At 63.4% G+C, this 13,969-nt stretch carries 15 protein-coding genes and 1 tRNA gene; 12 read left to right on the top strand and 4 right to left on the bottom strand.

The window, feature by feature from the left end; all coding sequences use genetic code 11:
* Positions 1–14: 14 nt before the first annotated feature.
* The 7 genes from X265_RS21410 (at position 15) to X265_RS21380 (ending at position 4,764) form a co-directional block, all read left to right on the top strand.
* On the top strand, positions 15–566 hold the full coding sequence (locus X265_RS21410) for a ubiquinol-cytochrome C chaperone family protein (protein ID WP_128966610.1): 552 nt from the start codon (positions 15–17) through the stop codon (positions 564–566).
* On the top strand, positions 563–1,144 hold the full coding sequence (locus X265_RS21405) for a YceD family protein (protein WP_128966609.1): 582 nt from the start codon (positions 563–565) through the stop codon (positions 1,142–1,144). Before X265_RS21410 ends, X265_RS21405 begins: the two co-directional genes overlap by 4 nt.
* Before the next feature lie 298 nt (positions 1,145–1,442).
* Positions 1,443–2,504 carry a phosphate acyltransferase PlsX gene (gene plsX / locus X265_RS21400; protein ID WP_128966608.1) on the top strand — a complete coding sequence of 354 codons (1,062 nt, stop codon included), beginning with the start codon at positions 1,443–1,445 and terminating at the stop codon, positions 2,502–2,504.
* Positions 2,501–3,481 (top strand): beta-ketoacyl-ACP synthase III, encoded by a 981-nt coding sequence (locus X265_RS21395; protein WP_128966607.1) that lies wholly within the window; start codon positions 2,501–2,503, stop codon positions 3,479–3,481. The genes plsX and X265_RS21395 overlap by 4 nt, the downstream gene beginning before the upstream one ends.
* 134 nt (positions 3,482–3,615) lie before the next feature.
* Positions 3,616–3,957, top strand: coding sequence for an integration host factor subunit alpha (locus tag X265_RS21390; RefSeq protein WP_177248186.1), 342 nt, complete (start codon positions 3,616–3,618; stop codon positions 3,955–3,957).
* 24 nt (positions 3,958–3,981) lie between these two features.
* Complete coding sequence (locus X265_RS21385; protein WP_128966606.1) at positions 3,982–4,560, top strand: MerR family transcriptional regulator; 579 nt, start codon at positions 3,982–3,984, stop codon at positions 4,558–4,560.
* 126 nt (positions 4,561–4,686) lie between these two features.
* Positions 4,687–4,764, top strand: a tRNA-Pro gene (locus X265_RS21380).
* 98 nt (positions 4,765–4,862) lie between these two features.
* Here the strand turns inward: X265_RS21380 and X265_RS21375 are convergent.
* A complete protein-coding gene (locus X265_RS21375; protein WP_244659352.1) occupies positions 4,863–5,777 on the bottom strand; it encodes a TetR/AcrR family transcriptional regulator in 915 nt (304 codons plus the stop codon).
* Between X265_RS21375 and X265_RS21370 the strand changes: the two genes are divergently transcribed.
* The gene (locus X265_RS21370; protein WP_244659353.1) at positions 5,778–6,578 is read left to right on the top strand and encodes an alpha/beta fold hydrolase; all 801 of its coding nucleotides are present in this window, start codon (positions 5,778–5,780) and stop codon (positions 6,576–6,578) included.
* A 138-nt stretch (positions 6,579–6,716) separates the two neighbouring features.
* Here the strand turns inward: X265_RS21370 and X265_RS21365 are convergent, their stop codons facing one another.
* Positions 6,717–6,956, bottom strand: a complete 240-nt coding sequence (locus X265_RS21365) for a hypothetical protein (RefSeq protein ID WP_128966603.1) — start codon at positions 6,954–6,956, stop codon at positions 6,717–6,719.
* 323 nt (positions 6,957–7,279) lie between these two features.
* Between X265_RS21365 and X265_RS21360 the strand changes: the two genes are divergently transcribed.
* From X265_RS21360 to X265_RS21350, 3 genes are all read left to right on the top strand, one after another.
* A complete protein-coding gene (locus X265_RS21360; protein ID WP_128966602.1) occupies positions 7,280–8,188 on the top strand; it encodes a dihydrodipicolinate synthase family protein in 909 nt (302 codons plus the stop codon).
* A gap of 135 nt (positions 8,189–8,323) precedes the next feature.
* Complete coding sequence (locus X265_RS21355) at positions 8,324–9,295, top strand: SDR family NAD(P)-dependent oxidoreductase (protein ID WP_128966601.1); 972 nt, start codon at positions 8,324–8,326, stop codon at positions 9,293–9,295.
* Between the two features lie 249 nt (positions 9,296–9,544).
* Entirely contained in the window at positions 9,545–10,660 is a 1,116-nt protein-coding gene (locus X265_RS21350) for an alpha/beta hydrolase family protein (RefSeq protein ID WP_128966600.1), read from the top strand.
* Between the two features lie 31 nt (positions 10,661–10,691).
* Here X265_RS21350 and X265_RS21345 read toward each other — a convergent pair whose 3' ends face one another.
* Positions 10,692–11,198: a MarR family winged helix-turn-helix transcriptional regulator gene (locus X265_RS21345; protein ID WP_164938728.1), complete on the bottom strand. Its 507-nt coding sequence runs from the start codon at positions 11,196–11,198 to the stop codon at positions 10,692–10,694.
* 409 nt (positions 11,199–11,607) lie between these two features.
* On the opposite strand from X265_RS21345, the gene X265_RS21340 reads away from it, so the two are divergent.
* A complete protein-coding gene (locus X265_RS21340) occupies positions 11,608–13,164 on the top strand; it encodes a porin (protein WP_128966598.1) in 1,557 nt (518 codons plus the stop codon).
* 277 nt (positions 13,165–13,441) lie between these two features.
* Here X265_RS21340 and X265_RS21335 read toward each other — a convergent pair whose 3' ends face one another.
* Positions 13,442–13,918, bottom strand: a complete 477-nt coding sequence (locus tag X265_RS21335; protein WP_128966597.1) for a GcrA family cell cycle regulator — start codon at positions 13,916–13,918, stop codon at positions 13,442–13,444.
* Between the last annotated feature and the right edge of the window lie 51 nt (positions 13,919–13,969).

Genomic DNA, 13,969 nt, shown 5'->3' with positions numbered 1-13,969 from the left:
TTGCGGAAATCACAATGCTTTGGCCGTTCAATCACTTCAGGAAACCCCGGCTAGCCCCGGCCGGCACCATTGAGGCCATCTATGGCATGATCGTGACGCAGGCGCGAGAACCCATATTTTACCGGGAGTTGGGCGTACCGGATACGGTTAATGGGCGTTTCGATCTGTTGCTCCTGCACCTCTGGCTGTTGCTGCGGCGGCTGCGGACGGTTCAAGGCGGGGCTGGGCTGTCGCAAGCGCTGTTCGACCGCTTCTGCGAGGACATGGACGACAATCTGCGCGAGATGGGCGTGGGCGACCAGACAGTCCCGAAACGGATGCGGGCGTTCGGCGAGGCCTTTTACGGCCGCGTCCAGGCCTACGACCAGGCCATCGATAAAGGCACTGAGGCGCTGGCGCAGGCGATCTGCAAGAATATCTTGAATGGGGCAGGGATGGATCACGCACAGCGGCTGGCCGTCTATGCAGAGGCCGCGAATGCGGATCTCGACCGGACCGGCGATCCGGCGCTGCTGCTCGGATCCTTCAAATTTCCCGCACAGCTTCGGGAGGGCGAGACGTCATGAATCGACCGATGACCGGATCCCAACCCGATCCCTGGCGCTCGCCCGTGGCGGTAGCGCAGATTCCCGATACCGGCCTGCACCGCGCGCTTGAAGCATCGGGGGCCGAGCGCCAGGCCATGGCCGATCTCGCGGGCCTACGCGACATCCTGTCGGCCCATGCCGACTTCGACGTCGTGCCGAAGAGCGGTGGCCGGGTCCAGGTCACCGGCCGCGTCCGGGCTAGGGTCGGCCAGATCTGCGTCGTCACGCTCGATCCGATCGAGAGCGAGATCGACGAGGAGGTCGACCTGACCTTTGCGCCCGAGGCCGAAACGCGGCGGCTGGAGGACCTGATCGAGCAAGGCCAGGACGGCGAGGACCCGCCGGAGGTCGCCGATCCCCCGGAGGCCATCGTCAACGGGATCATCGATCTCGGGCGGATCGCGACCGATGCGCTGTTCCTCGCGATCGATCCGTATCCTCGCAAGCCTGGCGCCGTGTTCGAAGCCGAAGTCATCGCGCCCGACCCCGAGGACCATCCGTTCGCAGCGCTGAAGGCGCTTCAGGACAACAAGCAGGGTAAGAAGAAGGGCAAATAGCTGGGCATTCCCCGTAAGACCGCTTTGCCAGGGGAGGCGAAGTGTTTACGGGGCTGGTTTCAGATATTTTATTATCTTCTTGATATATAATAGTTATTGCGAGTTTTGGCGGCCTGCCGCGGGATCGCCCTTAGTCCAAAAGGCTGGGGGCAAGAGGTTGTTTCGGGATAACAAAACGCTATTGTCCGCCCCGGTCCGGGTGCGGCGTGGCGCTTGGCCGGTCGCCATGTCCGTGGCGTACCCATTTTTTGCGGCCCGCTCATTCAAGACCGCACCAGACCAGGTTTCCGGGACTTCTATGCCAAGCAAGGTTCGCATCGCGCTGGACGCCATGGGGGGCGATGACGGTGCTGCCGTGGTCATTCCAGGCGCCGCCATCTCGCTTCGGAGGCACCGCGATACCGAATTCCTGCTGGTCGGGGACCGCGCCAAGATCGAGCCCGAGCTCGACCGGCACCCCGAGCTCAAGGCCGCTGCGAAGATCATCCATACCGACGTCGCCGTCAGCGGCTCGGACAAGCCGAGTCAGGCCCTGCGGCGCGGCCGCAAGACGTCCTCGATGTGGCTTGCCATCGACGCTGTGAAAAAGGGCGAGGCCGACGTCGCGGTCTCCGCCGGCAATACCGGCGCGCTGATGGCGATGGCCCGGTTCCATCTACGCACGCTGCCGGGCATTGACCGTCCGGCCATCAGCGCGATCTGGCCGACCCGGCGCGGCGAGTCCGTCGTGCTCGATCTCGGCGCCACCATCGGCGGCGATGCGCGCCATCTGGTTGCGCTTGCGATCATGGGCGCGGCCATGATGAGCGTGGTGTTCGACAAGAAACGCCCCACCGTCGGCCTGCTCAACATCGGTACCGAGGAAATCAAGGGACATGAGGAGATCCGCGAGGCCGGCGAAATCCTGCGCGCGATGAACCTGCCCGAACTCGAATATATCGGCTTCGTCGAGGGCGACGGCATCGGCAAGGGCGTGGCCGATGTGATCGTGACCGAAGGGTATAGCGGCAACATCGCGCTCAAGGCTGCCGAAGGAACCGCGCGTCAGATGGCGGACTTACTCCGCAACGAAATCCAGCGCAGCTGGCTGTCCAAGGTCGGTTATGTCTTTGCCCGCAAGGCCTTCCAGGCCCTCCGTGACAAGATGGATCCGAACAAGTCGAACGGCGGCGTGTTGCTGGGACTTAACGGGCTTGTCGTCAAAAGCCACGGCGGAATCAACGCCGAAGGCTTTGCCTATGCGATCGATGTTGGCTATGAGATGGCTCACTACGATCTCCTGAACAAGATCAATCAGATGCTCAACCGCGAGGGTGGTGCACTCAATTCCGTGCAATCCGCGCAGGAGGCTGTTTCGTGACTCAAATTCGTTCGGTCGTGCTCGGCTGCGGCTCTTACCTGCCGGAGCAGGTGGTGACCAACGCCCAATTGGCGGCGCGTATCGACACGTCCGACGAGTGGATCGTGCAGCGAACCGGCATTCGCGAACGGCACATTGCCTCCGAAGGCGAATTCACCTCCCATCTGGCGATCAAGGCGGCGCAGGCCGCGCTCTCGGACGCCGGCGTGGACGCGCAGTCGATCGAACTGATCGTGCTGGCGACCTCGACGCCGGACAACACCTTTCCAGCGACCGCAGTCGCCGTGCAGAATGCGCTCGGCATCAATCACGGCGCGGCGTTCGATCTCCAGGCGGTGTGCTCCGGCTTCGTGTTCGCGCTCGCAACCGCCGACAATTTCCTGCGCACCGGCGCCTACAAGCGCGCGCTGGTGATCGGGGCCGAGACCTTCTCGCGCATCCTCGACTGGAACGACCGCGGCACCTGCGTGCTGTTCGGCGACGGCGCGGGCGCGGTCGTGCTGGAGGCGCAGGAGCAGCCGGGCAATGCCGCGACCGACCGCGGCGTCGTCACCACGCATCTGCGCTCCGACGGCCGGCACAAGGCAAAGCTGTTCGTCGATGGCGGGCCGTCCTCGACCCAGACCGTCGGCCATCTGCGCATGGAGGGCCGGGAGGTCTTCAAGCATGCGGTCGGCATGATCACCGACGTGATCGTCGATGCCTTCCAGGCGACCGGCCTCAATGCCGACAGCATCGACTGGTTCGTGCCGCACCAAGCCAACAAGCGAATCATCGACGCATCCGCCCACAAGCTCCATATCGCGCCGGAGAAGGTGGTGCTGACGGTCGACCGTCATGGCAACACCTCGGCCGCCTCGATCCCGCTGGCGCTGGCCGTGGCGCGCAAGGACGGCCGCATCAAGCGCGGCGACATGGTTCTGCTGGAAGCCATGGGCGGCGGCTTCACCTGGGGCTCCGCGCTGGTGCGGTGGTAAAGCCACATCAGATAAAATTTTGCCGGAATTAGCTCGGATTATCGATGCGTCTGCATTGATGAGCGCTGTTGACCGCCGTATCGTAAGCTCATAATTTCAGACAACAATTGTTCGCCGTGATGTGGGGCAGGGCGATGACCGAGACCAGCAAAACCGTAACGCGAGTTGATCTGTGCGAAGCCGTCTACCAAAAGGTGGGCCTGTCGCGCACGGAATCGTCCGCCTTCGTGGAACTCGTGCTGAAGGAGATCACCGACTGCCTTGAGAAGGGCGAGACGGTGAAGCTGTCCTCGTTCGGGTCCTTCATGGTCCGCAAGAAGGGCCAGCGCATCGGCCGCAACCCGAAGACTGGCACCGAGGTGCCGATCTCGCCGCGGCGGGTGATGGTGTTCAAGCCCTCGGCGATCCTGAAGCAGCGGATCAACGCGCAGCACCGCACCAATGGTGACGCCACCAAGGCTCCTCAAGAGGCCTAACAGCCCTCCGGAAAGGATTGGCATTTGGACAAGGCGCCGGACGCGTTCCGAACCATCAGCGAAGTAGCGCAGGAGCTCGACATTCCGCAGCACGTGCTGCGGTTCTGGGAGACCCGCTTCTCGCAGATCAAGCCGATGAAGCGCAGCGGCGGCCGTCGCTATTACCGCCCCGACGACGTCGACCTGCTCAAGGGCATCCGCAGGCTGCTCTACGGGGAGGGCTATACCATCCGCGGGGTGCAGCGGATCCTGAAGGAGCACGGCGTCAAATCGGTGCAGGGCCTGGCCGACGGCGCGGCTGCGGCCTCGTTCGGGGCGATCGAGGACGCCATCGGCGCCAGCCTGATGGAGCCTGAGGACGAAGCCCCCATCAAGGGCGTCACTGACACCGACGATGACGACTACCAGGGCGACGAAGAGGAAGGCATCGACTTCCGCTTCACGGAGGTCGACGACGAGGAGATCCTCACCACCTTCCGCAAGGGCGGCGCTGCCGCCGCGCCCGCCGGCCCCAGCGCGCTGGATCGGGAACGGCTCGGACGGGTGCTCGCCGACCTCGTCGCCTGCAAGGAGATGCTGGATCAAGCGCTGAAGGACGGGTAGGGCTGCATTCGGCCCGGCTCTGCCGGTGGTTCCGATGACGATCGGCTCCGAGCCGGTCTCGAGGGCCATCAAAATGGTGCGGCTCGCCTTGCGCATCGCGCCGATCCTAGCTAATGGAACGACGTTCGGAGCGTGGCGCAGCCCGGTTAGCGCACTAGTCTGGGAGACTAGGGGTCGGAGGTTCAAATCCTCTCGCTCCGACCATTTTTTCAGATCATTTGTCGGGTGGATTGACGGTCAGTGCGGAGCCCGCGTCAGCCAGTGCCGCATGCGTGGCGGTCAGGGCGAGGGTCCATCGCCAGCTACCTCAAATACCCCACCACCATCCTCGTCGTCTCCTCCACCAGCACCTTCACCATCTTCTCCGGCAACACCTCTGCCTGGTTCAGCACCACATTGTGCGCCACGGCTTCGATTGTGCTGACGCAGATGAAGGTTGCGATGTCGAGATCGATCTTGCGCAGTTCCTTGCAATGCTTCTCGAAATAGGCGCGCACCAGGCTGTGGACCTCGCGGATGAAGGCTTCGCTGTCGAGCTTTCCGGCGCGGGGGATCTGCTCGGCGAGGACGCGCTGCAGTTTCGGGTTGATGCGGTGGGTTTCGATCGCGACGCTGACGAGGCGGCGCACGGCTTTCTCGATCGGCATGTCCGCGATTTCGCGGAGTGTGGTGCGGACGATGGCCATGATCTCCTCCTGGTGGCGGTGGATCACGGCGGCGACGAGCGCCTCCTTGCCCGGAAAATATTGATAGAGCGAGCCGACGCTGACGCCGGCGACCTCGGCGATGCGGTTGGTGCTCGTCTTTTCAAAACCCTCCCGGACCAGAATGCGAGCAGTCGCCTCGATCAGCGCGTCGACCGTGGCGCGGGATCGTTCCTGCGAGGCATTTTTCCGAGGTGTTGTAGGCGGTTTGCTGGCCACGGCCTTGTGATCTAATGCGAGTAGGAAAAGCGAGTGAATGCTCGCATTATATTGGCAAGTGGCGACGGATCGGCAAGCCTCTTTGTCGCCGTGTCCAAGGAGCCGGATGGGGATGTGGCCATGAGCGTTGCCAGGATCGTGTCGGCCCTGCAGTTTTGCCCGGGCAGCTGCATCTTCGGTCCACCGGCCCGGCACGATCCTGCGCCGAGCTTGCAGAGCCAAGTCTTCAACCTGCTGCTCCGGTTGCTTCCCTACAAGCAGCAGCTTGGGTCGGCCGAGGCCGTGCAGGCTCATGTGCAGAGGCTTGCCTTGCAGCCGGCCTCGTTCGAGCCGGTGGGGCTCGGCCGCGGCGTCGAGGCGATCCTGACCAAGATGGGTGGTTGGCCGGTCTATTACACCGCGCCGTCCTCGGGGCATGAGGGCTGCAACCACGTCATGTTCCTGCATGGCGGCGGCTACATCAACGAGATCGCGCCGGCGCATTGGCGCTTTGTCGGCCAGATGACGCGCAAGGCCGGAATCGTCTGCGTCGTGCCGATCTATCCGCTTGCGCCGCGCGCCACCGCCAAAGAGGTCGTGCCAAAGACGGCTGAGCTGTTGCGCATGCTGCTGGAGGACGCAGGGTCTGCAAAGGTCACGGTGGTCGGCAACTCGGCCGGCGCGGGTCTCGCGCTTGCTGCGTGCCAATGGCTGCGCGATCACGGCCATCGGCAGCCGAGCAGGCTGGTATTGATTTCGCCCGGGGTTGACGCGTCTGTGAGCCGCCCTGAGCAAGCGGATCTTGCAGCGCGCGATCCGATCCAGGACATTCCCGGGATTGTCGAAGCGGGAAGGCTCTATGCCGGCGAGCTTGATGTCGGCCATCCCTTCGTCAGCCCGCTCAACGGTGCCTTTCGTTCGCTTGCGCCGATGACGATCTTCTCCGGCACGCGCGATCTGTTTTACCCTGACAGCGCCGATCTCGCCGTGCGCGCGCGGGCGGCAGGCGTGCCGGTCGAGCTGCATCTGTGGCGGGATCAGCCGCACAATTACGCGATGATGCCGACGCCGGAGGGCCGGCGCGCGCGTGCGATGATTTTGCGGGCGGTGGCTTGAACAGAGAACGTGACTGAAATCACAATGGGCGCCACGGGCGAGACGTTGGCGCAGGCAGACTTTGGTGCTGATCGTGTCGCACGGAAGGGCAAGAGCGGCCCCCGGGCGTTTCCTCGGTATCAGTAGTTTTGCGGGGTCCTAGGCATGGCCCTTGATCTCGTAATGACCCGGCACGCATTTGAAGCGCTCGAGGCGCCAGTTGGCGTGATAGATCGGGTGCTCGCCCATCCACTTTGCAAGCGGGGCCTGGGCACCGACCGCGCACGCCATCATCGACATATCGGGCGTCATGTTGCTGTCGGTCACGATTTCCTCGACACAGCTGCCCGAGGCAGCAGCGCCAAGCCGGCAGAGCACGGCAACGACGGTTATGAACATTCCAGTCACCTCATTGGTAGTTTCGACCACGAGGGGGATGCAAGCCGAGTGCCACAGCCTGTGCCTGATACGACACGCTGGCTGGGCCTGCTCGCCCCAGCGTCCCCATTTGACGATTCGGATTGTAAAAAAATTGCCCGTAAACCGAAGCCGGGGAACTACGGGGAACCCGCAGAGAAGAGAGCAGAGATGAGCGATTGTGGGGGCAGTGCCGCGTCAGCCGCCCTTCACAGCAACGGCCGAGCCGATAGGCTTTGCGGCGTGCGGAATACCCGTCAAAAGAGCGGGACCGTGACACGACAATGGAAACGCGAGGGCAGACGATGAAGGCACGACCATCCGGCGTGATCCCGCCGATGACGACCCCGTTCCGGAAAGATGGCGAGATCGACTATCGGCTCATAGCGCCGCAAGTCGACTGGATGATCGGCGCCGGCGCGCATGGCGTTGCCGCCGGCGGCTCGACCGGCGAGGGCCACACGCTCGACCACGAGGAATATCGCGATCTGATGGCGGCGACGGTGGAGGCGGTGAAGGGGCGCATTCCCGTCATCGCCGGCATCATCGTCGATTCCACGCGCGATGCGATCCGCCGCGGCAAGCTCGTGCGCGACATGAATGTCGCAGCGCTCCAGGTGACGCCGGTGCATTACCTGTTCAAGCCGGATGACGATGCGATGGTCGCGCATTTCCGCGCCATGGCCGACGAGACCGGCATGCCCATCATCATCTACAACGTAGTCCCGTGGTCGTATTTGTCGCCGGCGTTGCTGACGCGGATCATGGCCGAAGTACCGCTGGTCATCGGCGTGAAGCAGAGCGCGGGCGATCTCAAGCTGTTCGCGGATCTCATGATGATGGCGCCCGACAAGCTGATCTTCAGCGCGGTCGATGCCCTGATGTATCCCTCCTACACGCTGGGCGCCCATGGCTCGATCGCCGCGATCCTGACCGCCGCGCCGCACGCCTCCGTGGCGCTGTGGGATGCGGTGAAGGCAGGCGATCATCCGCGCGCGCTCGAATTGCACAAGAAGCTGCTGACGCTGTGGAACGCCATCATTGCCGACAATCTGCCGGCCTGTACGCGTTACGCGCAGACGCTCCAGGGCCTGCCCATGACCTATCCGCGCGCACCGATGCCGGAGGCGTCACCTGCGCAGCAGGCGGCGACTCGCAAGGCGCTGGAAGCGCTTGGCGCGCTCGACGGGCGGCAGATCGAGGCGGCCGAATAGTCCGCACGCCGAAATAACCGATGTGAACCGGCAGCGCCGATCCGCTTTTACCTGCGGGTGCGGCGCTGCTACATTTTGCGCGCGTCGCGCCAACGACGAAGAAACAGACCGACAAGGGGAGGGGCCGAAAGTCCCATGAAGGCATTTGCTGGAAAGATCGCCGTCATCACCGGTGGCGGCACGGGCATGGGGCGTGAGCTCGCCCGGCAGCTCGTTGCCGAGGGCTGCAACGTCGCGATGTGCGACGTCTCGGAAGCCGCCATGGCCGAAACCAAGCGACTGTGCGAGACCGAGAAGCTACCGCAGGGCCTGCGCGTCACGACGCATGTCGCCGACGTGTCGATCGAGGATCATCTCAAGCGTTTTCGCGACGAGCTCTCCGAGCAGCAGAAGGCGGACAAGATCCATCTGCTATTCAACAACGCCGGCATCGGCGGCGGTGGCAGCCTGTTCACCAACACGCGCGAGCAATGGGAGCGCACCTTCAACATCTGCTGGGGCGGGGTCTATCTCGGCGTCCGCACCTTCCTGCCGATGCTGGTTGCGGCGGACGAAGCCCACATCATCAACACCGCCAGCGTCAACGGCTTCTGGGCCTCGATCGGCATGAACCAGGCGCACACCGCCTACAGCTCGGCGAAGTTCGCCGTGAAAGGATTTACCGAAGCGCTGATCAACGATCTCCGTCTGCACGCGCCGCATGTCAAATGTTCGGTGGTGATGCCCGGCCATATCGGCACCTCGATCGTCTCCAACTCACGCAAGGTGCAGAGCGCCGACGGATCGGAGCGTCTCAACGCCGACGAAGTCGTTCTGACGCGCAAGCGGATGGTCGCCGCCGGGGTGCCAGATGCTGACAAAATGTCGGACGAGGACATTCAGGCGGTCTTCGCCGAGCGGGCCCGCAGCTTTCTCGAGGATGCGCCGACCACGGCCGCGCAAGCCGCCAAAATCATCCTTGACGGCGTGAAAGCCGAGCGGTGGCGCATCCTGGTGGGTGAAGACGCAAAGCGCCTCGACGAGCGCGTCCGCGCGACGCCGGAGCAGGTCTACGACCGCGCCTTCTACGAAAGCTTTACCCAGGAAGTCGGCTGGCGGCTTGGCTGAGACCGGCCGCGATCGCGCGCCTATATAGGAATGACGATCATCATCGCAAGAGGCGCGGCAGCCAGTTGTCTCGGCGTCGCGGTGATCTTTACCTTCTTATGACGAAGCGGAATGTCACGCATGCGGCGATATTCCCGCGTTCAAGCGATGGTGATCTCAAACATGCCTCATTTGAAGCAGGCCAGCTTGGTTGGCGAACCAAAATAGTCTAGTCAAACAGAGGTAACGCCACGATCGAGCGTAGCTCCGATGATACCCGCATGCCTCTCCGATGATTTCATCCTCTGCCCGGAGAGAGAGGATATCTCCGCTGAATTCACCCGGCTGCTCACCGCGGCCCAGGAGGGCGGCGCCACCATCGCCGAATGCCTGATGATCGCTCGCCAGCTGAAGCGCGGCGACGAGCAGTCCTGGCATCGCGAGTGGAAGAAGCTGGCGCAGGCCAACCGGCATCGGGCCGAGGCGGCCTTCGCCCAAGGACATCTGGTGACCGCGCAGCGCAACTGGCTGCGCGCCATGAACTACTACGGCGCGGCCGCGATGCCGCTCGATCCGGCCGACGAGCGACGCTGGGTTGCGGTGCTCGCGATGCAGGAATGCGCCCGCAATTACCTCTCGGCGCGCGCTCCGGCCGGCGAGGTCGTGACGATCCCGTGGGTCGAAGGACACGCGCTGCAGGGTTACTTCCTGCCCGCGCCCGCGACGAACGGTCGCGCGCCGACCGTGATCTGCATCGGCGAACCCGGACATCGCAAAGAGGAGTTCCTGGTCAAGCTCGCTCCGCATGCGCGCGAGCGGGGCTTTGCGATGCTGGCGCTCGATCTGCTCGGCGACGAGCGCGACGATTACGCCGACATGCTGTTGCAGCGAGGCGATCTCGAGAGCTCGATCGGCAGCGTGATGGATTACCTGGAGCTACGCAGCGACGTCGATTTCGATCGCGTCGCGATCGTGGCGGACGGGTGGGGCTCTTCGTTCGTGGCGCGTTCTGTATTGCAGGAGCCGCGCCTGGCCGCGGCTGTCTGCGACGGGGGCTTGTGGGACCTGCACGAGCGCTCGTTCTTTGCCAGCCGTTTTGCGATGAGCGATCTCAGCATCGTGCCGGTGCCGCATGCGCCGCTGATGGCCTCCAGTGCCGAATGTCCGGTGCTGATCACCATCGGCGAGGACGGCTGGCTCAAGGCCGACCGGGCGCAGCAGATCGTGCAGAAATCCCGGCTCGGCAGCTCGGACATCGTGCTGAAAGTGTTCACCGCCGAGGAGACTGGCGCCGCACAAGCGCATGCCGACAATCCCAGCCTTGCCAACGAATACATCTTCGACTGGCTCGAATCGCGACTCGGTGCCGCTGGCCGGCGGATCTGAGCGCGATCTGCGGCCCGGGAGACGGGACGCCTCAGAAGTCGAGGGATATCCTGACGCAGGCCTTTTCAAGCCGGGTCTTCAGCATCGCGAGCTTGGCGGTGAATTCGGTCAGCTCGTTCTCGTCGAACTCCTGGAAGACGAATTCGCGAATTGTCTTGTACTGCTCGTTGAGGCTGGCGATGTGCTTTTGAGTCTTCTCGACCAGCGACAGTCGCACCACGCGCGCGTCGGTCGGTGAGGGGCGGCGGCGCAGCAGTCCCTTCTTTTCGAGAAGCTTGGACTGTGTGGTGACGAACGACGGATCGACGTGGAGGAGTTTCGAGACCACGTTGACGGGAACGCCGTCGTCCTTGTCGAGGTCGGAAATCGCCATCAGGATCAGCCATTGCGGCCCGCTGATGCCCAGCGTTCTCGCCCAGAACTGACGCAGCTCCTCCAGATACATGTTGATCGACGATATCTCCCAGGTGAAGCGCCTGATGATATCGAGATTGCCGACGGAGCGGAGGCGCGCCCCTTCTTTCCTCGTCGCTGACACAGCGTCACTCCCGCAGGCTGAATTTCTGTCTGGCCGGTGTTCGCGACGGCCATAGTCCACGCAAGTCTGCCCTGACGCAAGTGCAGAGCAGGATTATTTTGTCACGGAAATTACAAATATGAGCAGGTCAGGATTCGCGCACGTGCAGTGTGTTGCGCCGCAGACACAGAGTTTCCAAAACCATAAAGCTGATCTAATAAAGTATTTTGATTAATGGAATAGCGCAGTCATAGTAGCCCATGGCGGTGGGGGGTTCTCGATCGTCCCGTTGCAGGTGGTTCGCTCACGTCCCTCGCGTCGAATGCGGGTGTGTCCGGAAGCGCGAAGCGGCCGAGCGGATTTGAAGAGACGGGGATCTGGGGGGCCTCATGGTCCGGTCTCCGCAAAATGAGCAGCTTGGAGGTTTTAAATGAAAGTGGTGAAGAGCCTTTTGCTCGGCACTGCGGCGGGTCTGATCGCCGTCGGTGGAGCTCAGGCGGCTGATCTTCCGGTCAAGGCCAAGGCGGTCGAATACGTGAAGATCTGCTCGCTGTACGGTGCGGGTTTCTACTACATCCCGGGCACCGATACCTGCATCAAGCTCGGCGGCTATCTGCGTGCGGAAGTCGCGCTCAATGCCGGCGGCAATTACAGTGCCCAGTACAACGGCGTGTTCGCGGCGAACAACCGCCTGAACAACTACTACTCGCTGCGCGCTCGTGAGGATCTCAACATCGACACGCGCAGCGCGACCGAATACGGCGTAGTCCGCACCTATTTCGACGCGGTCTTCACCTGGACCACCGGCAACTATGTCGGCACCGGCTCGGGAACGGGCGCGACCCAGTACAGCAGCACGCTCGGTCTCAACGCGGCCGGCACCGGCCTCGTCGGTTCGGGCGGCGGCTCCGTCAACGGTACCGACGGCGCGATCTCGGGCGGTTCGCTCGGCGTCTACTACGCCTTCATCCAGTTCGCCGGCTTCACCCTCGGTAAGGCGGTGTCGCAGTTCGACGCGCCCTGGATCAACTATCCCGGCAACAACTTCGACCAGCTGGTCGGCGGCAGCGGCACCACCAACGGCGTTCCGCAGGCCACCTACACCGCCGATTTCGGTCAGGGCGTGTCGGGCACGATCTCGGTTCAGGACCAGACGCAGATCTTCCAGACCAACCTCTGGAACGTCGCAGGGATGTCGACCACCGGCGTGCTCGGCGGCGCCTATGGGTCCAGCGATTTCGGCGGCACGCGAGCCCCCGACATCGTCGGCAACATCCGCGTCGATCAGGCCTGGGGTCTGTTCCAGGCGTCGGTCGCCGCCCACGACAATCATGTCGGCTATTATGGCGCGACCGAGACGACCGGTCACCCCGAAGACAAGTGGGGCTGGGCGGTCCAGCTCGCTCTGTCGATCAAGAACATCCCGACCGGTGCCGGCGACGTGATCAACGTGCAGGGCGTCTACACCGAGGGTGCGAGCCGCTACAACTTCCAGGAGCTGACCGCGACCAGCTACTCGATGTTCGGCAGCTCGAACGCGGCCTATCAGAGCATCGGCTTCGCCGGCGTGTCTGACGCGGTGTTCGCGCCGGGCGGCAGCCTCGAGCTGACCAAGACCTATGGTTTCCGTGGTGCCTACACCCACAACTGGAATCCGTACTGGAACACGGGACTGTACGGCGCGTGGGCGGCTGTGAACTACAGCGGCACGGCCAAGGGCCTGATCTGCGGCAGCGCCGCGTTCGCGACCCTGACCGGCACCTGCAACCCGGACTTCAATATCGGCCAGGTCGGTGTCATCACTCGCTGGACGCCGGTCAAGAACCTGACCTTCTCGGCTGACTTCACCTACAGCCACCTCGACCAGAAGTACTCGGGCACGATCACGACGCCGGCGCTGACCTCGGTTGGCAAGCCCGCCGCGACCTACGAGCTGAAGGATCAGGACACCTACAGCATGCTGCTGCGCGCCCAGCGCAACTGGTAAGCTCAGGTTTTCCGACGATCTGACCAGGCCCCGGCGGGACACCGCCGGGGCCTTTTCTTGATGGGAACGCCGGTTGCGAAAATCAGAAGCCGTCTGCGCAAGCAACGAAGACGAGCTATGCGATTTGATTGCGCCAAATTTATTTACTTACCTGAGTTGCTCAGCTATATGGCTCGCAGCCGATTTCGAAAGTCACGGCTCTTAGCTTCACGCTAAGCCTCCAAGAACCTCCGGTAGTGCCCTGCCGGAGGTTTTTCGTTGTCGAGTGGGGCTGGCGTCAGCCGCGCATGAGGCGGCCGCGCGAGTTCGGCCGGTAGGCCAGGCGGCTATGGCCGGTGCAATAGGGCTGGCCGTCCTGCGCGGCGTTACCGCAGAAGCGGAAATCCTCGGCCCCCGGCGTCGAAATCGGCCAGCGACAGCTGTATTCGCGAAGCTCCATTAGGGAGCAGCGATTGGCGTCGTCGATCGGGCCGGTCACTACGGGTGCGTCCGCTTCGCCGTAGATCGTAGCAAGCATTTCGAATTGCAGCCGGGGCACCGCTTTCGGCGCGCGCGGCGCGCTCGTTCTGTCCTGAAGTCTGCGCTCGTCGACTGAGCGGCCGCGCGTGAGGTTCAATCGCGACAGCTTGCCGATCACGGCGTTGCGGCTGACGCCGATATCGGCGGCGATCTCGCGGCACGACAATCCGGCCTCGAAGTGCCGCTTCAACAGTTCAATTCGTTCAACGGTCCAGGTCGGTGAGAGAGCAGGCATTTGTACGGTCCCAGGTTGCGACATCCGGCCACTAGTCGCCGAGATCCGTCC

The organism is Bradyrhizobium guangdongense, assembly GCF_004114975.1.
Taxonomy (GTDB): Bacteria; Pseudomonadota; Alphaproteobacteria; order Rhizobiales; family Xanthobacteraceae; genus Bradyrhizobium; species Bradyrhizobium guangdongense.
This window is presented reverse-complemented; position numbering and strand designations above follow the sequence as displayed.

Coding starts and splice junctions, on each gene's coding strand:
- X265_RS21410 (WP_128966610.1), top strand. CDS start 15: ATGCTTTGGCCGTTCAATCACTTCAGGAAACCCCGGCTAGCCCCGGCC.
- X265_RS21405 (WP_128966609.1), top strand. CDS start 563: ATGAATCGACCGATGACCGGATCCCAACCCGATCCCTGGCGCTCGCCC.
- plsX (WP_128966608.1), top strand. CDS start 1,443: ATGCCAAGCAAGGTTCGCATCGCGCTGGACGCCATGGGGGGCGATGAC.
- X265_RS21390 (WP_177248186.1), top strand. CDS start 3,616: ATGACCGAGACCAGCAAAACCGTAACGCGAGTTGATCTGTGCGAAGCC.
- X265_RS21375 (WP_244659352.1), bottom strand. CDS start 5,777: ATGAGCCTGCACGGCCTCGGCCGACCCAAGCTGCTGCTTGTAGGGAAG.
- X265_RS21365 (WP_128966603.1), bottom strand. CDS start 6,956: ATGTTCATAACCGTCGTTGCCGTGCTCTGCCGGCTTGGCGCTGCTGCC.
- X265_RS21360 (WP_128966602.1), top strand. CDS start 7,280: ATGAAGGCACGACCATCCGGCGTGATCCCGCCGATGACGACCCCGTTC.
- X265_RS21355 (WP_128966601.1), top strand. CDS start 8,324: ATGAAGGCATTTGCTGGAAAGATCGCCGTCATCACCGGTGGCGGCACG.
- X265_RS21350 (WP_128966600.1), top strand. CDS start 9,545: ATGATACCCGCATGCCTCTCCGATGATTTCATCCTCTGCCCGGAGAGA.
- X265_RS21340 (WP_128966598.1), top strand. CDS start 11,608: ATGAAAGTGGTGAAGAGCCTTTTGCTCGGCACTGCGGCGGGTCTGATC.
- X265_RS21335 (WP_128966597.1), bottom strand. CDS start 13,918: ATGCCTGCTCTCTCACCGACCTGGACCGTTGAACGAATTGAACTGTTG.